At 71.4% G+C, this 16,805-nt stretch carries 16 protein-coding genes; 11 read left to right on the top strand and 5 right to left on the bottom strand.

The features are described from left to right. On the top strand, positions 1–805 hold an 805-nt coding region (locus tag K2X24_RS04125; protein WP_292494930.1), incomplete at its 5' end, for an alpha/beta hydrolase. Between the two features lie 12 nt (positions 806–817). Here K2X24_RS04125 and K2X24_RS04120 read toward each other — a convergent pair. Further along, entirely contained in the window at positions 818–1,435 is a 618-nt protein-coding gene (locus K2X24_RS04120; RefSeq protein ID WP_292494928.1) for a DUF938 domain-containing protein, read from the bottom strand. A 216-nt stretch (positions 1,436–1,651) separates the two neighbouring features. Between K2X24_RS04120 and K2X24_RS04115 the strand changes: the two genes are divergently transcribed. The 3 genes from K2X24_RS04115 (at position 1,652) to K2X24_RS04105 (ending at position 4,890) form a co-directional block, all read left to right on the top strand. Further along, complete coding sequence (locus tag K2X24_RS04115; RefSeq protein WP_292494926.1) at positions 1,652–2,788, top strand: S-(hydroxymethyl)glutathione dehydrogenase/class III alcohol dehydrogenase; 1,137 nt, start codon at positions 1,652–1,654, stop codon at positions 2,786–2,788. 167 nt (positions 2,789–2,955) lie between these two features. Continuing rightward, complete coding sequence (gene fghA / locus K2X24_RS04110) at positions 2,956–3,789, top strand: S-formylglutathione hydrolase (protein WP_292494924.1); 834 nt, start codon at positions 2,956–2,958, stop codon at positions 3,787–3,789. Positions 3,790–3,837: 48 nt separating this feature from the next. Beyond that, complete coding sequence (locus K2X24_RS04105) at positions 3,838–4,890, top strand: tyrosine recombinase XerC (RefSeq protein ID WP_292494922.1); 1,053 nt, start codon at positions 3,838–3,840, stop codon at positions 4,888–4,890. Between the two features lie 17 nt (positions 4,891–4,907). Here the strand turns inward: K2X24_RS04105 and K2X24_RS04100 are convergent, their stop codons facing one another. Both K2X24_RS04100 and K2X24_RS04095 read right to left on the bottom strand, forming a co-directional pair. Then, entirely contained in the window at positions 4,908–5,981 is a 1,074-nt protein-coding gene (locus K2X24_RS04100) for a YihY/virulence factor BrkB family protein (RefSeq protein WP_292494920.1), read from the bottom strand. A 64-nt stretch (positions 5,982–6,045) separates the two neighbouring features. Beyond that, positions 6,046–7,050, bottom strand: a complete 1,005-nt coding sequence (locus tag K2X24_RS04095; RefSeq protein ID WP_292494918.1) for a LysR family transcriptional regulator — start codon at positions 7,048–7,050, stop codon at positions 6,046–6,048. A 115-nt stretch (positions 7,051–7,165) separates the two neighbouring features. Here K2X24_RS04095 and K2X24_RS04090 point away from each other — a divergent pair, with 115 nt between their 5' ends. The 6 genes from K2X24_RS04090 to K2X24_RS04065 all read left to right on the top strand — a co-directional run bounded on the left by K2X24_RS04090 (position 7,166) and on the right by K2X24_RS04065 (position 13,193). Further along, on the top strand, positions 7,166–7,774 hold the full coding sequence (locus K2X24_RS04090; RefSeq protein ID WP_292494932.1) for a YceI family protein: 609 nt from the start codon (positions 7,166–7,168) through the stop codon (positions 7,772–7,774). Positions 7,775–7,808: 34 nt separating this feature from the next. Further along, entirely contained in the window at positions 7,809–8,411 is a 603-nt protein-coding gene (locus tag K2X24_RS04085) for a cytochrome b (RefSeq protein WP_292494916.1), read from the top strand. Further along, complete coding sequence (locus K2X24_RS04080) at positions 8,408–8,977, top strand: YceI family protein (RefSeq protein ID WP_292494914.1); 570 nt, start codon at positions 8,408–8,410, stop codon at positions 8,975–8,977. The genes K2X24_RS04085 and K2X24_RS04080 overlap by 4 nt, the downstream gene beginning before the upstream one ends. A 329-nt stretch (positions 8,978–9,306) precedes the next feature. Then, a complete protein-coding gene (locus K2X24_RS04075; RefSeq protein ID WP_292494912.1) occupies positions 9,307–10,785 on the top strand; it encodes an MmgE/PrpD family protein in 1,479 nt (492 codons plus the stop codon). Between the two features lie 39 nt (positions 10,786–10,824). Continuing rightward, the gene (locus K2X24_RS04070; protein ID WP_292494910.1) at positions 10,825–12,072 is read left to right on the top strand and encodes an MFS transporter; all 1,248 of its coding nucleotides are present in this window, start codon (positions 10,825–10,827) and stop codon (positions 12,070–12,072) included. Positions 12,073–12,200: 128 nt separating this feature from the next. Beyond that, on the top strand, positions 12,201–13,193 hold the full coding sequence (locus K2X24_RS04065) for an MBL fold metallo-hydrolase (protein ID WP_292494908.1): 993 nt from the start codon (positions 12,201–12,203) through the stop codon (positions 13,191–13,193). A 31-nt stretch (positions 13,194–13,224) separates the two neighbouring features. Here the strand turns inward: K2X24_RS04065 and mqo are convergent, their stop codons facing one another. Further along, a complete protein-coding gene (mqo, locus tag K2X24_RS04060) occupies positions 13,225–14,949 on the bottom strand; it encodes a malate dehydrogenase (quinone) (RefSeq protein ID WP_292494906.1) in 1,725 nt (574 codons plus the stop codon). Positions 14,950–14,967: 18 nt separating this feature from the next. Continuing rightward, positions 14,968–15,408, bottom strand: a complete 441-nt coding sequence (locus K2X24_RS04055) for a hypothetical protein (RefSeq protein WP_292494904.1) — start codon at positions 15,406–15,408, stop codon at positions 14,968–14,970. Positions 15,409–15,449: 41 nt separating this feature from the next. Here K2X24_RS04055 and K2X24_RS04050 point away from each other — a divergent pair, with 41 nt between their 5' ends. Then, positions 15,450–16,325: an ABC transporter substrate-binding protein gene (locus K2X24_RS04050; RefSeq protein ID WP_292494902.1), complete on the top strand. Its 876-nt coding sequence runs from the start codon at positions 15,450–15,452 to the stop codon at positions 16,323–16,325. Positions 16,326–16,805: the final 480 nt, after the last annotated feature.

Below are 16,805 nucleotides of genomic sequence, written 5' to 3'. Positions count from 1 at the left end.
CGTCGCGACGCGCGCCCGCCCGGCCCGGCCGACGGGCGCGCAGCGCCGGCGCTTCGCGGTGCGCTGGGACCTGCGCGACGGGTTCGAGGTCTACACGGTGGCGCCGCGCGCGGGAGGCCGGACGGGCGGCGTGATCTACCTGCACGGGGGCGCCTATACGAGCCCGATCACCCGCATCCACTGGCGCTTCATCGCCCGGATGGTGGCGCGGACGGGCCTACGCTTCACGGTGCCGCTCTACCCGCTGACGCCGGAGCACAGCTGCGCCGAAATCTGCGCCCTGGCCATGGCGGTCTACCGGGACCGTCTGGCGATGGATGGCGAGCCCCCCGTCGCGCTGATCGGCGATTCCGCCGGGGGCGGGCTCGCCCTGTCCCTGGCGATGCAGGTGCGCGACGCGGGCCTGCCCGGTCCCGGCGGCCTAGTCCTGATCTCGCCCTGGCTCGACGTGACCACGAACGACCCGTCCCAGGCCCAGATCGAGCCCTCCGACGTGATGCTGATGCGCCCCGGCGTACAGGCGCTCGGGCGCTGGTACGCGGGCGACCGGGCAACGACCGACCCCCGGGTCAGCCCCCTCTTCGGCAGCCTGCGCGGCCTGCCGCCGATCGAACTGTTCTGCGGCTCCCACGACATCCTGGTGGCCGATGCCCGGCGCCTCGCCGCCCTCGCGCGGGCGGAGGCGTGCCCCCTCGCCTATCACGAGGAGCCGGGCCTGATGCATGTCTACCCGCTGCTCGGCCTGCCCGAATCCCGCAGGGCCGAGGCGCGGATCGTCCGGTTCCTGGCCGGGGTTCGGGACTGATCGCGCGGTCCTTCAGGACCGCCGGAAGACCAAACCGAGGTTGTTCGCCGGCAGGACGATGCGCCGCTCCAGCCGCAGGCCCCGCTCGGCGGCCGAGGCCGTGACGGCCTCGAGGTCCCGCACGCCCCAGCGCGGATCGCGCGCGCGCAGGTCCGCGTCGAAGGCCGCGTTGCTCGGCGCGGTGTGGTGCCCGTCCTCGCGAAAGGCCCCGTAGACGAAGAGCGGGCCGTCCTCCGGCAGGAGGCGGGCCGCCCCCGCCATCAGGCCGAGGGTCGCCGGCCAGGGCGCGATGTGGATCATGTTGATGCACAGGACCACCTCCGCCCGCGCGATCGGCCAGGAATCGGAAGCCGCGTCGAGGTCGAGGGGCGGGCGGACATTCGCGAGCCCGGCGGCCCGCGCATGGGCGGCGATGCTGCGGCGATAGGCCGGTTCCGGATCGCTCGGCTGCCAGGTCAGCCCCGGCAGGGCGGCGGCGAAATGGACCGCGTGCTCGCCCGACCCGCTCGCCACCTCCAGGACCGTGCCGTGCGCGGGCATGGTTTCACGCAGGGCGGCGAGGATCGCGTCGCGGTTCCGGGCGACCGCCGGCGCGGTCAGCGCATCCCGTCCCGTTTCCCAGTCCTGCATCGTTCCTCCACCTCCGTCGCGGGCCGGCGACCGTCATTCCAAATTCGCATCCCTGGCGCAAACGACGAAGCACGGCTGTTGCATCTGGACGCCGGAGGCAGCAAACACCACCCAGATTTTCGGGCCGTTCGGCTTGCCACCCTCCGGGTGCAGCGAGGCGAAGCGCCGGCATCCATCGCCGCCGTCCGTGATCATCACAGCCTGAAGGACAACACTATGAAGACGCGCGCCGCGGTCGCGTGGGAGGCCAAGAAGCCTCTCACGATCGAGACCATCGACATCGAGGGACCCAAGGCCGGCGAGGTCCTGGTCGAGTTGATGGCCACCGGCATCTGCCACACCGACGCCTACACCCTGTCGGGCCTCGATTCCGAGGGCAAGTTCCCGGCGATCCTCGGCCACGAGGGCGCGGGCATCGTCCGCGAGGTCGGCGCCGGGGTCACCGCCCTGAAGCCCGGCGACCACGTCATCCCGCTCTACACACCGGAATGCCGCAACTGTAAGTCCTGCCTGTCGCAGCGCACGAACCTCTGCACCGCCATCCGGGCGACGCAAGGCCAGGGCGTGATGCCGGACGGTACCTCGCGCTTCTCCTGCGTCTCCACCGGCGGCAGCCCGGGCGGGTCCAACACCCTGTTCCACTACATGGGCTGCTCGACCTTCTCGAACTTCACGGTCCTGCCGGCGATCGCGCTCGCCAAGATCCGGGAAGACGCGCCCTTCGACAAGATCTGCTACATCGGCTGCGGCGTCACCACCGGCATCGGCGCGGTGATCTACACGGCAAAAGTCTGGCCTGGCGCCAACGTCGTGGTGTTCGGCCTCGGCGGCATCGGCCTCAACGTGCTCCAGGCCGCCCGCATGGTGGGCGCCGACAAGATCATCGGCGTCGACATCAATCCCGACAAGCAGGAGATGGCGGCTAAGTTCGGGATGACCCATTTCATCAACCCGAAGGAGGTCGGCAACGATCACGTCGTCCAGGCGATCCTCGACGTCACGGGCGGCGGCGCGGACTTCTCGTTCGACTGCACCGGCAACGTCCACGTGATGCGCCAGGCCCTGGAGTGCTGTCACCGCGGCTGGGGCGAGTCGATCGTCATCGGCGTGGCCGAGGCGGGCAAGGAAATCGCGACCCGTCCGTTCCAGCTCGTCACCGGCCGCGTCTGGAAGGGCTCGGCCTTCGGCGGCGCGCGGGGCCGCACCGACGTGCCCAAGATCGTCGACTGGTACATGGAGGGCAAGATCAACATCGACGATCTGATCACCCACACCATGCCGCTCGAGGAGATCAACCACGGCTTCGACCTCATGCACGAGGGCAAGTCGATCCGGTCGGTGGTGGTTTACTGAGCCAGGTCTTGGCCGACGCGGCCTCCCTCCCCCTTGTGGGGAGGGATTGAGGGTGGGGGGTGGTTCCGCCAGCCTCCGCAGCTTGAGGGTCACCCGACCACCCTCACCTCCAACTCCTCCCCGCAAGGGGGAGGAGAGTGCCTCGCCCCAATCAGGAGAGCAGACCCATGGAAACCATCTCGAAGGCCCGCGCCCATGGCGGCACGCAGGGCGTCTACAAGCACGATGCCCAGACCACGGGCTGCCCGATGACCTTCGCGGTGTTCGTGCCGCCGCAGGCCGAGGCCGGAAAGGTCCCGGTGCTGTGGTACCTGTCGGGCCTCACCTGCACGCACGCCAACGTCATGGACAAAGGCGAGTACCGCAAGGCGGCGGCCGAGCACGGCGTCATCATCGTGGCGCCCGACACCAGCCCGCGCGGCCCCGGCATCCCCGACGAGGAGGGCAACTGGCAGTTCGGCTCCGGCGCCGGGTTCTACCTCGATGCCACCCAGGCGCCCTACGCCGCGAACTACCGGATGTGGAGCTACGTGACGGAGGAGCTGCCCGCCCTCGTCGCCAAGGAATTCCCCGCCGACATGTCCCGCCAGGGCATCTTCGGCCACTCGATGGGCGGCCACGGCGCGCTCACCATCGCGCTGACCTACCCCGAGCGCTTCAAGTCCTGCTCGGCCTTCGCGCCGATCGCCCAGCCTTCCACCGCCGGCTGGTCGAAGCCGGCCTTCGAGAAGTACCTCGGCCCCGATGCGGCCGCCTGGCGCGCCCACGACGCCACCGCGCTGATCGCGGACGGCAAGCGGTTCTCGGAATTCCTGGTCGATCAGGGCACCGCGGACAGCTTCCTCGACGACGGCCTGCGTCCCTGGCTCCTGGAGGAGGCCTGCAAGACAGCGGGCATTCCGCTGACCCTGAACATGCGCGAGGGCTACGATCACTCGTACTACTTCATCTCGACCTTCATGGCCGACCACATCGCCTGGGCGGCCGCCCGCCTGAAGTAGGCGGACCTCCGCAACGGAGCGTCAACGCCTCCCGGGCTTGATGGGGGGATGACCGCTTCGCCCGCCCTGAACCCCGATCCGTCCGCCGCCGTACCCGCTCCGGCGGCGCCCTCCCTCGCCTTCCCGGGCGATGCGGGTCTCAGGCAGGCGGCCCTCGCCTGGCAGGACGAACTCGCGCGGGAGCGGCGCCTCTCGGCCAACACGGTCGAGGCCTATGCCCGCGACCTGCGCCAGTTCCTGGCCCATCGGGCCGCCCGGATGGGCACGCCCGACTTAGCCAGCCTCGTCGCCCTCAAGCCCCGGGACGTGCGCGCCTTCATGGCCGCGCGCCGGGCCGAGGGGGTCGGCGGGCGCTCGCTGATGCGGGCGCTCGCGGGCCTGCGCTCCTTCGCCCGACACATCGAGCGCGAGGGCCACGGCACCGTGGCGGCACTCGGCGCCGTGCGCTCGCCCAAGGTGGAGCGGCGCCTGCCCCGCCCGATCCCGATCCCCGCCGCCCGCGCCATGACCGGACCCGAGCTGCGGGCCGGCGAGGACCGCGAACCCTGGATCCTCGCCCGCGACGCGGCGGTGCTGGCCCTCCTGTACGGCTCGGGCCTGCGTATCTCGGAGGCCCTCGGGCTCCGGGCCAAGGATGCGCCCGGGCGCGGGATCGATACCCTCACGGTGCTGGGCAAGGGGGCTAAGACCCGGATGGTGCCGGTGCTGCCGGTGGTGGGCGCGGCGGTGACGGCCTATCGCGAAGCCTGCCCCTACGCGCTGGCGCCGGACGGTCCCCTCTTCCTCGGCGCCAGGGGCGGTGCGCTCTCGCCCCGGATCATCCAGTACGCGGTGGCGGCGATGCGGGGCGCGCTGGGCCTGCCCCCGAGCGCGACGCCGCACGCCCTGCGCCACTCCTTCGCCACGCACCTGCTCGCCCGCCAGGGCGAGTTGCGGGCGATCCAGGAACTGCTGGGCCACGCCTCGCTCTCGACGACGCAGCTCTACACCCGCATCGACGCGGCCCGCCTGATGGAGGCCTTCGACGCGGCCCATCCCCGGGCCGGCACCGCGCCGGCCCGGCGGCCCGCGCCCCGCGATCCCGCGCAGCCCCCGCCCTGAGAGGCCGGGCCCGTGCCTCAAATCCGGGCCCGGCTCCCCGCGTCGTCCTCGTCCTGGCTCGCGCCCACGCTGTCGGCGGCGAAAGCCTCGCGCACGCCCAGGGGCTTCGGCCGTCCCTCGGTGCTGTCGCAGGCGGTCTGGCGCTCCATCTCCGAGTTGATCTCGGCGCCCACCAGCACGATCACGATGGACAGCCACATCCAGGTCATGAACCCGATGCCGGCGCCCAGCGACCCGTAGATGCGGTTGTAGCTGTCGAAGCTCGCCACGTACCAGGAGAAGACCCCCGAAGCGCCGACCCAGAACAGCGCCGCGAGGCTGCTCCCCCAGGTCACCCAGCGCCACTTCGCCCGGTTCCGGCTCGGGCCGTAGCGGTAGATCAGCGACAGGCTGAGGGTGACGATTCCGAGCAGGGCCGGCCAGCGCACGATCTGCAGGACGGTGTCGGTGGCGCCCATGAAGCCGAGCCGGTCGAGGATCGTCGGCAGCAGCACCACCGCGCTGGTGGAGGCGAGGAAGAACACCACGCTGGTGATCGTGAACAGGAAGGTGGTGGCGTAGAAGCGCACCAGGGTGCGCTTCTCGCGCTCCTTGTAGATCACGTTGAGGGCGTCGAAGAGCGCGCTCACCCCGGAATTGGCGCTCCACAGGGCGATCAGCAGGCTGAGGCCCGAGGTGGTGCTGAGGGAGCCGGTGCTGCGCTGCGCGATCCGCACCAGCTGGTCGGAGAACAGCTGGAGAGCGCCCGGCGGCAGGATGTCCGCCAGGAGGCTCACGTGCTGGCTGATCACGTGGGGGTCCGAGAACAGCCCGTAGATCGAGACCACCGCGACGAGGCCCGGAAACACCGCCAGCAGGGCGAAGAACGCGACGCCCCCCGCGGTGGTCAGCACCCGGTCCTGCGGCATCGCCCAGAACACCCGCCACAGGATGTCCCGCCACCCGGCCTTCGGGATCTCGGTGGGATCGGTCGCCCGACGGCCGCGGCCGGGCTCGTGCGCGCGCTGGCGCGCCTCCGCCAGCTCCTCGGGGTTCAGGGCGCGGGTGCTGACCGAGCGCCAGTCCTGACCCTCATCTTCGTCTCGCACCATGCCGACACCCTGCCGGACCGCTCGTCGCCGGACCGCCGCCGTTCGGGACGCGCCGCCCCCGGGATCACACTCTGCCCGAACTCTCGTTATAGGTCGCCACCGATGCCGGCACAGGCGTGGGACGATCCACGCCGTCCGTCGGGCAGCCCGCTATCTGCCGGGCCAGTTCCACCCGGACATGCTCGCGGAACAGGCGGACCCGCGCGGGAAGCTCGCGGCCCGCGAGGGTGACGGCGCGCAGCGTCCCGCCCCGGCTCGCCCAGTCGGGCAGGACGCGCACGAGGTCGCCCCTGTGCAGGGACTTGGCGGCGACGAGGCTCGGGATGTGGCCGATCCCGGCCCCGGCCAGGGTCAGGCGCAGGACCGTGGCGAAGTCGGTGGCGCGCACGGCGGGGCGCAGGGTGATCCCGGCCTCCCGCCCCGCGACGTCCGAGACGAGGATCTGGGTGGCGCCGAGGCGCTCGCGGGCCAGCACCACGTCGTGCGCCGCCAATTCGGCGATCTCGGTCGGGCCCGGGCGCTGCGCCAGGTAGGCCGGGGCCCCGTAGAGGCCGATCGTCAGGTCGGCGAGGACCGGCGCGGTGTAGCCGCTGTCGGGATGGTCGCCGCCGAGGCGCAGGGCGAGGTCGACCCGGTTGGCGGCGAGATCGAGGCGGCTGTCGGTGATGAGAAGCTCGAGGGTGATCTGCGGGTGCCGCGCCCGGAAGCTCGCCACGAGGTCCGGCAGTACCTCGACCCCGAAATCGATCGAGGCCGTCACCCGCAGGTGCCCGCGCGGCTGGGTGCGGGCGCCCCGCGCCGTCTGCAGGGCCTCGTCGAGGAGGGCGAGGCTCTCCAGGGCCCGGGCATGGAAGGCCAAACCCTCGGCCGTGGGCGAGACCGCCCGCGGGGTGCGGGCGAGCAGGGTCACCTTCAGCACCGCCTCGAGGCGGGCGACGCGCCGGCTGACGCTGCCCTTGGTCTCGCGCAGGAAGGCCCCGGCCTGGGTCATGCTGCCGAGGTCGACGACGGCGCAGAAGGCCCGGACATCGTCGAGGTTTCCGGCGAAGGTTTCCAGATGCGCAACCATGTGTCCCCGATTAGCGCGCTATCGCACCACCGGGAAGCGGCCTATTCGCGCTTCATCGACCCGGCGCCCGGATGCGACCATCCTCGGCGCCCCCATCCCCGGAGCGAAACCCGTGATCCGTCTCTCCTCTTCGCTGATCGCCGCAACCCTCGCGCTCGCCGCGCCGGCTCTCGCCCAGACCCCGCCGACCCGCGACCCGGCCCAGATCCAGGCCGGCACCTACGCGGTCGATCCCGGCCACACGCAGGTCGGTTTCACCGTCTCGCACATGGGCTTCTCGAATTATTCCGGCGGCTTCTCGGACGTCTCGGGCACCCTGGAGCTGCAGCCCAAGACCCCCGCCGCCGCGAAGCTGTCCATCAAGATCCCGGTGGCCTCGGTGATGACGACCAGCGCCAAGCTGACCGGCGAGCTCAAGGGCGAGCAGTGGCTCGACGCGGCCAAGTTCCCCGAGATGACCTTCGTCTCCACGAAGGTGACTCCCGAGGGCAAGGACAAGGCGAAGGTCACCGGCGACCTGACCCTGCACGGCGTGACGAAGCCCGTGACGCTCACCGTCACCCTCGTGGGCGCCGGCGTGAACCCGCTTAACAAGAAGGTCACCGTGGGCTTCGAGGCCACCGGCACGCTCAAGCGCTCCGAGTTCGGCGTGAAGACCTACGTGCCGCTGATCGGCGACGACCTGCACCTCACCATCGCGGGCGCCTTCGAGCGGCAGGAGTAAGGCTCGCCGTCGACCCCACCGAAGGGAGCGCGTCATGATCGGGACCGTCCGCGTCGCGCCCCCGCCGCGCTACACCCGGATCGCCATCGCGCTGCACTGGCTCAGCGCGCTGGCGGTGCTGGGGCTGATCGCGATCGGTCTGGCCATGACGCACGGGGACCTGGCGCCGATGCGCCGGTTCCAGCTCTACCAGTGGCACAAGTCGGTCGGCATCACGGTGCTGGCCCTGACGCTGCTGCGCCTCGGCTGGCGGCTGGCCCACCGGCCGCCGCCGCTGCCCGCGAGCCTGCCGGCCGGTGAGCGGGCCGGCGCGCACGCGGCCCATGCCGGGCTCTATGGGCTGCTTCTCGGCCTGCCGCTGGTCGGCTGGGCCGTGGTCTCGGCCTCCCCCTTCAACCTGCCGACGTTGCTCTACGGCATCCTGCCCTGGCCGCACCTGCCGGTGCTGCCGGACCTGGCGAACAAGGCCGCCGTCGAGGCGGTGCTGAAGCAGGTCCATGCCTGGGGCGCCTGGTTCCTCATCGGCCTCCTGCTGCTGCATGTCGGCGCGGCCCTGCGCCACCACCTCGTGCTGCGCGACGACACCCTCCGGCGGATGCTGCCCCGCGCCCCGTTCAAGTCCGGATCTCGCCCATGATCGCCGTCCGCTTCGCCCTCGCCGTCGCCCTCCTGGCCGCGCCCGCCTGCGCCAAGGCCGCCGCCTGGACCATCGATCCCGCCCGAAGCCGGATCGGCTTCTCGGGCGTCCAGGTCGGCGCGCCCTTCCAGGGCCGGTTCAAGCGCTTTTCCGCGCAGATCGACTTCGACCCCGCCGCGCCGGAAGCCGGGCGCGCCGTGGTCGACGTCGATCTGGCGAGCGCCGAGACCGGCGACGCCCAGCGCGACACGTCGCTGCCCCAGGCGGAGTGGTTCGACACCAAGGCGACGCCGCAGGCCCGCTTCGAGGCGACGCGGTTCGTCGCCAAGGGCGGGGATGCCTACGAGGCGGTCGGCAGCCTGACGATCCGCGGCATCCGCCGCGACGCGGTCCTGCCCTTCCGCCTGACCCGCGAAGGATCGACGGCCCGGGCGGTGGGCCACCTCGACCTCGTGCGCACGCAGTTCGGCGTCGGACAGGGGCCCTGGGCCTCGGGCCAATGGGTGGCCCTGGAGGTCGGCGTCGATATCGACCTGACCGCGACGGAGACGGCACCGAAGCCCTGACGCGGATCGGCGAGCAGACAGGCCGCAGGCCGGCTGAAAGGAATGCACGCCAGACCGTATTGCTACGATTGCCCGTCGGCGAGAGGACGCGGCGAAGGCAAAACCTGTGCTTGCAGCCAGATAACGACCTTTGCGTCCCACCGAATTTCTTGTTTCCGACTTGTAACGCATGCGCAAAAGCCCTGGGCCGTGCGCACAAAGCGGGAGCCCTGCCGCGGCGGTTCGGTTATTCCTCTGGTCCGGTCCCTCCGACGGCTTCGGCTCCGGCGCGCCCGGCACGGCGGCGTCCACGGGGGGCGCCGGCCGCAAGAAGCCAGAGGGAGAGAGCCATGCCCGTGCCGACGATCGACCGCCGTGCCCTGCTCGGCTCCGCGAGCCTCGCCCTCGTGGGAACCGGCAGCGCCGTCCGGCCGGCGCAGGCAGCGCCCGAGCCGAAGGGCGAGGCCAGGGCGGAACCGAAGCCGGTGCCGCCGGAGGTCACCCGGATCCTCGCCCGCTACATCGTCGGCGCGCGCTACGCGGACTTACCCGAGGCCGTCCGCCGCGAGGGCACCCGCACCCTGCTGAACTGGGTCGGCGTCGCCATCGGTGGATCGCATCACGAGACCCTGGACGTCGCGGTCTCGGCCCTGAAGCCGTTCTCCGGGCCGCCGCAGGCCGGCCTGTTCGGGCGCCCCGAGCGCTTCGACATCATGAACGCGGCCTTCCTCAACGGCGTCGCCAGCCACATCTTCGACTACGACGACACCCACCTGAAGACCGTGATCCACCCGGCCGGCCCCGTCGCCTCGGCGATCCTCGCCTATGCGGAGATGCACCCGGTCTCGGGAGTGGACTTCCTCAACGCCATGGTGCTCGGCGTCGAGACCGAGTGCCGGATCGGCAACGCGGTCTACCCGAACCACTACGACGTCGGCTGGCACATCACCGGCACCGCCGGGGTGTTCGGCGCGGCGGCCGCGACCGGCAAGCTGATGGGTTTGAGCGAGCAGCAGATGGTCTGGGCCCTCGGGCTCGCCGCCTCGCAGCCCGTGGGCCTGCGCGAATCCTTCGGCTCCATGAACAAGAGCTTCAATCCGGGCCGGGCCGCCTCGAACGGCCTGTTCGCGGCGATCCTGGCGTCCAAGAACTACACGAGCTCGGACGGAATGATCGAGGCCAGGCGCGGCTGGGCCAACACCATCTCGACGAAGCAGGATTACCGCGAGATCACGGAGGGGCTCGGCATCCGCTACGAGGCGGCGCTGAACACCTACAAGCCCTTCGCCTGCGGCATCGTCATGCATCCGGCCATCGACGCGGCGGTTCAGCTGCGCGACGAGAACCACCTCACCGCCGACGCGATCGAGCGGGTCGACATGAAGGTCCACCCCCTGGTGCTCGAACTCACCGGCAAGACCGCGCCGCGCACCGGCCTCGAGGGCAAGTTCAGCATCACCCACGCCGTCGCGGTGGCGCTGGTGGAGGGGGCGGGCGGCGAGAAGCAGTTCAGCGACCGGGCGGTGAACGACCCCGTCATCGTGGCGCTGCGCGGCCGGGTGAAGCCGGTGGTCGATCCCGCGATCCGGCCCGAGCAGGTCGAGCTCACGGTGGTGCTGAAGGACGGCCGCAGCCTGCCCCGGCGCATCGAACACGCCATCGGCAGCGTCGAGCGGCCGATGTCGGACGCCGCGCTGGAGACCAAGTTCACCGACCTCGCGGAGGGCATCCTGCCCGACGACCAGGTCCGCCGGGTCATGGGCCTGTGCTGGCGCATCGCCGAGCTGGCCGATGCGGGCGAGGTGGCCCGGGCCGGCGTCCAGGCCTGACGCGACGGTCCGGGATCGACGCGCCGACCCCGGCCGCGTATGGCGAAGCCCATCCCCGGGCTCTGCCCTGCGCGGCGCCTCCCCTGCCCCCACCGAAGGATCACGGACCTGAAGGCCGAGTTCTCGACCACGCGCCTGATCGTGATCCTGGCCTTCGCGGGTTTCGCCAGCACCTTCGCGGGCCGCTCCATCGAGCCGCTGGTCGGCGTGCTGGCCCGCGACCTGCGCAGCGATCCTCACACGGTGGCGCTGCTCTCCACGGCCTTCGCCCTGCCCTACGCGCTGATCCAGCCGATTCTCGGCCCCGTGGGCGACGCCCTGGGCAAGGAGCGGATCATCACGATCTGCCTCGCCATCCTCACCCTGGCGCTGGCGGCTTGCGCGCTCACCACCGACCTCGACACCCTGTTCGTCCTGCGGATGATCGCCGGGGGCAGCGCCGGCGGCGTCGTTCCCCTGGCGCTGGCGCTGATGGGCGACCGCATCGCGATCGAGCGCCGGCAGGTCGCCATCGGCCGCTTCCTCGTGGCGGTGATCCTCGGGCAGCTTTCCGGTTCGACCTTCGCAGGGTTGATCGAGGGGGCGATCGGCTGGGCCGGGGTCTTCGCCATCACGGCGGCGGTGGCGGCGCTCGGCTGCGGCGCGGCCCTCCTCGGGTTCGACCGCAGCGCGAGCGCACCGGCCCGGCGGCCGGAATTCCGCACGGCGGTGGCGCGCTACCGCACCATCGTGGCCAATCCCCGCGCCCGCATCCTGTTCGGAGCCGTGTTCATCGAGGCGATCGCGGTGTTCGGGATCTTCCCCCACCTCGCCCCGCTGATCGAGGCGCGCGGCGAGGGCGGGGCCCGCGAGGCCGGCCTGGCGCTCGCCGGCTTCGCGGCCGGGGGACTAATCTACTCGTTCTCGGTGGGCCTGCTCCTGCGCTTCCTCGGCATGTCGCGGATGCTGATCGGCGGCGGCTTCATCTGCGCCGGCGCCCTCGTCACCATCGGACTCGCCGGAACCTGGCAGCTCGACTGCGCCGCCCTGGTGGCCATGGGGCTTGGCTTCTACATGCTCCACAACACCTTCCAGGTGCAGGTGACCGAGGTGGCGCCGACGGCCCGCGCCTCGGCGGTGGCGCTGCACGCCTTCTCGTTCTTCTGCGGGCAGGCGCTCGGCGTCGCGATTCTCGGCGGCGCGCTCCAGGGCCTCGGCCAACTCATCGCCTTGAGCCTCTGCGCCGTGGTCATCGCCGGCCTCGGAATCGTCACGGCGCGCCGCCTGGCGACGACCCCGTCGCGGTGACATCCCGGCAGCACGGATGCGGGCGGGCGGTCCAAGGGCGGATGGGCGGGCGCGGCGAGGGTTGACGGAGGCGACACGGGGTCGATCTCTCCTGGGACCGACGATCCCGCTCGAGCGAGGCGCAAGGCATGACCGAGGCGACGCGACGAACCCTCCTGGCCTCGACCCTGGCGGCCACCGCCCTCGCGGGCTCCGGCGCACCGGCGCGGGCGGCCGAGGCGGTGCCGGGCGGGGCGCAGGCGCCCGGATTCTACCGCTACCGGGTCGGCGACGTCCGCGTCACGGCGGTGACGGATGGGGCCAACACCCTGCCGCTCCCCGAGCGCTTCGTGCTCAACGCCGACCGCGCCGCGGTCTCGGCGGCGCTCACGGCGGATTTTCGCGACGGGGCGAACCTCACCGTGCCCTTCACGCCCCTGGTGATCGAGACGGGCGGCCGGAGGGTCGTCATCGACACCGGCAACGGCGAGGCCGCCTTCCAGAAGAGCGGCGGCGCCGTGGGGCAGTTCCACGCCAACCTAAAGGCGGCGGGCTTCGACCGGGGCGCGATCGACGCCGTGGTGATCTCCCACTTTCACGGCGACCACGTGAACGGCCTGCTGAACCCCGCGGGCAAGCCCGCCTTCCCGAACGCCGAGATCCACGTGCCGGAGGCCGAATGGGCCTACTGGATGGATGACGGCGCCATGAGCCGGGCGCCGGCGGGCCGGATGCAGGACCAGTTCCGCAACGTCCGGCGGGTCTTCGACGGGCTCGACCGGAAGGTGACGCCCTACGCCTGGGAGCGGGAGGTCCTGCCCGGCCTCACCGCGCTCGGCACCCCCGGCCATACGCCCGGGCACACGTCGTTCCTGCTCGCCTCGGGAAGCGACAGCCTGTTCGTGCAGTCCGACGTCACCAACGTGCCGGTGCTGTTCGCGCGCCATCCGGGCTGGCACGTGATGTACGACCAGGATCCCGCCATGGCGGAGGCCACGCGCCGCCGGGTCTACGACCGGATCGCGGCCGAGCGCACCCTGCTGCAGGGCTTCCACTATCCCTTCCCGGCCGCCGCCCACCTGGAGCGGACGGCGGACGGCTACCGCGAGGTTCTGGTGCCGTGGGACCCGGTCCCGCGCTGAGCGGGGCCGGTCCGGCGCCGGGGACGCTCGATCAGGGCGCCATGTCGGGGACGGGCTTCAGGACGCCACCCTGGCCGCTGGCGGCGCTGCCGGTCGCGGCCGGCACCTCCGCAGCGGCGACGGGCTGGGGCGGCGGCGTGAGCTGCAGGTGCTCGCTGGTGTAGACCAGCTCCTGGTAGGCCTTTTGCGCGTCGTCGTTCAGCTTGGTGCCGTAGCTCGGCACGATCTGGCGGATCTTGGCCTGCCACTCGGGCGTGGCGACCTTCTGCGCGAAAACCTTCTCCAGCACGTTCAGCATGATCGGCGCGGCGGTCGAGGCGCCCGGCGAAGCGCCGAGCAGGGCCGCGATGCTGCCGTCCTTGGCGCTGACGATCTCCGTGCCGAGCTTGAGCACGCCGCCCTTCTCCGGGTCGCGCTTGATGATCTGCACGCGCTGACCGGCCTGGACCAGGCGCCACTCGTCCTTCTTGGCGTTGGGGAAGTACTCGCGCAGGGCCTGGTATCGGTCCTCGTCCGAGAGCATCACCTGGCCCGCGAGGTACTCGATCAGCGGATACTGATCGACGCCGACGCGCACCATCGGCCAGGCGTTGCTCAGCGTGGTCGAGGTCAGCAGATCGAAGTACGAGCCCTCCTTCAGGAACTTGGTCGAGAAGGTCGCGAAGGGGCCGAACAGGATGACGCGCTTGCCGCCGAGAACGCGGGTATCGAGGTGGGGCACCGACATCGGGGGCGAGCCGACCGAGGCCTTGCCGTAGGCCTTGGCGAGGTGGCGGGTGGCCACGTCCGGGTTCTCGTTGACGAGGAACGAGCCGCCCACCGGGAAGCCGCCGTAATCCGCGCCCTCCGGGATGCCGGAGGCCTGGAGCAGGTGCAGGGCGCCGCCGCCCGCGCCGATGAACACGAACTTCGCGTCGACGGCCTGGCGGCTGCCGTCCTTGAGGTTCTTGGAGCTGATGCGCCAGGTCCCGTCCGTGTTGCGCTCGATGCCCTCGACTTCGGTGGAGAGCCTGAGGTCGAACTTCGGCTGGGCCTTCAGGGCGGCGACGTATTGCCGGGTGATCTCGCCCCATTCCACGTCGGTCCCGACCGGCGTCCAGGTGGCGGCGATCTTCTGCTTCGGGTCGCGTCCCTCCATCATCAGCGGGACCCACTTCTTCAGGGTCTCCGGATCGGTGGAGTATTCCATTCCGGCGAAGAGGGGGCTCGCCTTCAGGGCCTCGTAGCGCTTCTGCAGGTAGGTGATGTTGTCGTCGCCCCAGACGAAGCTCATGTGCGGGGTCGAGTTGATGAAGGAGCGCGGGTTCTTGAGGACGCCCTTCTGAACCTGCCAGGCCAGGAACTGGCGGGTGATCTGGAAGGCCTCGTTGATCTTGACGGCCTGCTCGATCCGGACGGTGCCCTTCGAATCCTCGGGCGTGTAGTTCAGCTCGGCGAGCGCCGAGTGGCCGGTGCCGGCGTTGTTCCAGCCGTTCGAGCTCTCCAGGGCGACGCCGTCGAGGCGCTCGATCATCTCGAGCGACCAGTCGGGCTCGAGTTCACGCAGCCAGACGCCCAGCGTGGCGCTCATGATGCCGCCGCCGATCAGCAGGACGTCGACCTTGCGCGCCTCGGGGGCGGCCAGGACGGACGTGCCCGGCAGCGTCGAGACCGCCAGGCCCGCCAGGGCGCCGCCGATGATCTGCCGGCGGTTCATCGGCACTGCGTTATGCTGCATTGCAGCATTGCGAATGTGAACTTTATCGTCAATGCTCATGATATTTTTCGAGCCGCATCAAGTTTTATTTGAATACGTCATCGCTACAGCACGGACCGCGGCAAGACAACCCGATGGGATCATGGCTGGCATGTCCCGGGAACCCAGGCGCGGCGCGGTGATTGTTAACCCCTGGCTTCGTTCTGCGCCGCACTGCGTCATCGTTTGTACCGCGTTGCACCCAATCGGATCGGATCGCCTCCCTGCATCGCCGGTCGCGAACGGACGTCGATCGGCACCTCGGATCGCTGCCGCCGGGATCGCTCCGGGTATGCCGAACACGGCTTGGCTCAGGCCCACGTCCTTGTTCATGGTCAGGGCGGCGAAGCCGGCATTGACCCGGTCGATACGGGCGTTGAAGGAGTAGAGGATCGGGAACGGCACGGGCCGCAGCCCGACCTCGCGCATGGCGGCGGCCTCGGTGGCGGCCTCCTCCGTCGGCGCGTGGACGGGGGTCATGACCGGTTTCTCCCGATCGCGGCGATGGGGGCCGTCCGGACATGCAGAACCGTCTGTTGGAAGCGGGTGCGGGGGTCCTGCGGGGTTGCCTTCGAGGGCTGGCGCGCGCACCGCACCGGGTGAGGGCCGCCCTGCTGGCGCTCGCCCTGCTCCTGCCGCTTCCCGGAGAGATCGCCGTGGCACAAGATCCGACCCCCGCGCTTCGCGCCGAAATCGCCCCCACGGGGACGCTGCGGGCCGCGATCAACTACGGGAATCCGGTGCTCGCCCAGAAGGGCGCCGACGGCGAGCCGGCCGGCGTCTCGGCGGACCTCGCCCGCGAACTCGGCCGCCGTCTCGGCGTGCCGGTGGCCTTCGAGACCTTCGACACGGCCGGGGCGGTGGTGTCGGCGCTCGGCGGCGCGCGCACCTGGGACGTCGCCTTCCTGGCGATCGATCCGGAGCGGGCCCAGACGATCGCGTTCAGCCCGGCCTACGTCATCATCGAGGGAGCCTACCTCGTGCGCGCGGACTCGCCCCTGACCGCCAACGCGGAGGTCGACCGCCCCGGCATCCGCATCGCGGTCGGGCGCAACACGGCCTACGACCTCTATCTCGGGCGCCACCTCAAGGCGGCCGAGCGGGTCTTCGCGCCGACCTCGGCGGCGGCCCTGACGCTGTTCCTCGACGAGAAGCCGGACGTGCTGGCCTCCGTGCGCCAGCCCCTCGAAGCCTATGTCCGCGACCATCCGGGCCTACGCATCCTGCCAGGGCGCTTCATGGCGATCGAGCAGGCCGTCGCCAGCCCGAAGGCGCGCGCGGGCACGGCCGCGTATCTGCGCGAGTTCATCGAGGGCGCGAAGGCTTCGGGCTTCGTGGCTGGGGCGCTCTCGGCCAGCGGCCAGCACGACGCGGTGGTCGCGCCGTCCGCGCCCTGAGGCGGGGCCGGGCGGCGCAGACGCCGCCCTCACGTGGTCACCTTCGGCAGGCGGAACAGGGCCCGGGGGGCGTCGACGAGGACGATGCGGCGCTCGGCCGGATCGGGCAGCGACTGGCCCCAGACCAACCGCTCCCGGCCGAGATGATCCTCGATGAGCGGGAAGCGCCGCGCGCGATGCGGTCGCCGGTCTCGCCGGCCCCGTTGCGGTCGCGTCCCGACCGCTTGACCCGGCCCCGGCCGCCGCGCCCCCGCCCCGCCCCGCCCGGTCGACCCGGATGCGGCGTCCGTGCGATGAGGGCGCAGGCCCCGTTCATCGGAACACCATGCAGCTCTACCACCCCATCATCGTGCCCGCGCTCGCGGAGGCCTGGGTGCTCGACCGCCTCGCCGTGGAGCCGACCGGCGACCGGGACCGGCCGAGCCTGCGCTTCTTTCGGGACCGGGACGTGGCCGCGATGACCGCGCAGGCCATGCAGGA

Origin of the sequence: Methylobacterium sp., from assembly GCF_019750675.1 — a bacterium.
GTDB lineage: Bacteria > Pseudomonadota > Alphaproteobacteria > Rhizobiales > Beijerinckiaceae > Methylobacterium.
This window is presented reverse-complemented; position numbering and strand designations above follow the sequence as displayed.

What these genes read in the sequence shown, in the direction of transcription:
- K2X24_RS04120 (WP_292494928.1), bottom strand. Translation starts at nt 1,435, where the DNA reads ATGCAGGACTGGGAAACGGGACGGGATGCGCTGACCGCGCCGGCGGTC.
- K2X24_RS04105 (WP_292494922.1), top strand. Translation starts at nt 3,838, where the DNA reads ATGACCGCTTCGCCCGCCCTGAACCCCGATCCGTCCGCCGCCGTACCC.
- K2X24_RS04055 (WP_292494904.1), bottom strand. Translation starts at nt 15,408, where the DNA reads ATGACCCCCGTCCACGCGCCGACGGAGGAGGCCGCCACCGAGGCCGCC.
- K2X24_RS04070 (WP_292494910.1), top strand. Translation starts at nt 10,825, where the DNA reads ATGGCGAAGCCCATCCCCGGGCTCTGCCCTGCGCGGCGCCTCCCCTGC.
- fghA (WP_292494924.1), top strand. Translation starts at nt 2,956, where the DNA reads ATGGAAACCATCTCGAAGGCCCGCGCCCATGGCGGCACGCAGGGCGTC.
- K2X24_RS04080 (WP_292494914.1), top strand. Translation starts at nt 8,408, where the DNA reads ATGATCGCCGTCCGCTTCGCCCTCGCCGTCGCCCTCCTGGCCGCGCCC.
- K2X24_RS04095 (WP_292494918.1), bottom strand. Translation starts at nt 7,050, where the DNA reads ATGGTTGCGCATCTGGAAACCTTCGCCGGAAACCTCGACGATGTCCGG.
- K2X24_RS04065 (WP_292494908.1), top strand. Translation starts at nt 12,201, where the DNA reads ATGACCGAGGCGACGCGACGAACCCTCCTGGCCTCGACCCTGGCGGCC.
- K2X24_RS04100 (WP_292494920.1), bottom strand. Translation starts at nt 5,981, where the DNA reads ATGGTGCGAGACGAAGATGAGGGTCAGGACTGGCGCTCGGTCAGCACC.
- K2X24_RS04050 (WP_292494902.1), top strand. Translation starts at nt 15,450, where the DNA reads ATGCAGAACCGTCTGTTGGAAGCGGGTGCGGGGGTCCTGCGGGGTTGC.
- K2X24_RS04085 (WP_292494916.1), top strand. Translation starts at nt 7,809, where the DNA reads ATGATCGGGACCGTCCGCGTCGCGCCCCCGCCGCGCTACACCCGGATC.
- mqo (WP_292494906.1), bottom strand. Translation starts at nt 14,949, where the DNA reads ATGAGCATTGACGATAAAGTTCACATTCGCAATGCTGCAATGCAGCAT.
- K2X24_RS04075 (WP_292494912.1), top strand. Translation starts at nt 9,307, where the DNA reads ATGCCCGTGCCGACGATCGACCGCCGTGCCCTGCTCGGCTCCGCGAGC.
- K2X24_RS04115 (WP_292494926.1), top strand. Translation starts at nt 1,652, where the DNA reads ATGAAGACGCGCGCCGCGGTCGCGTGGGAGGCCAAGAAGCCTCTCACG.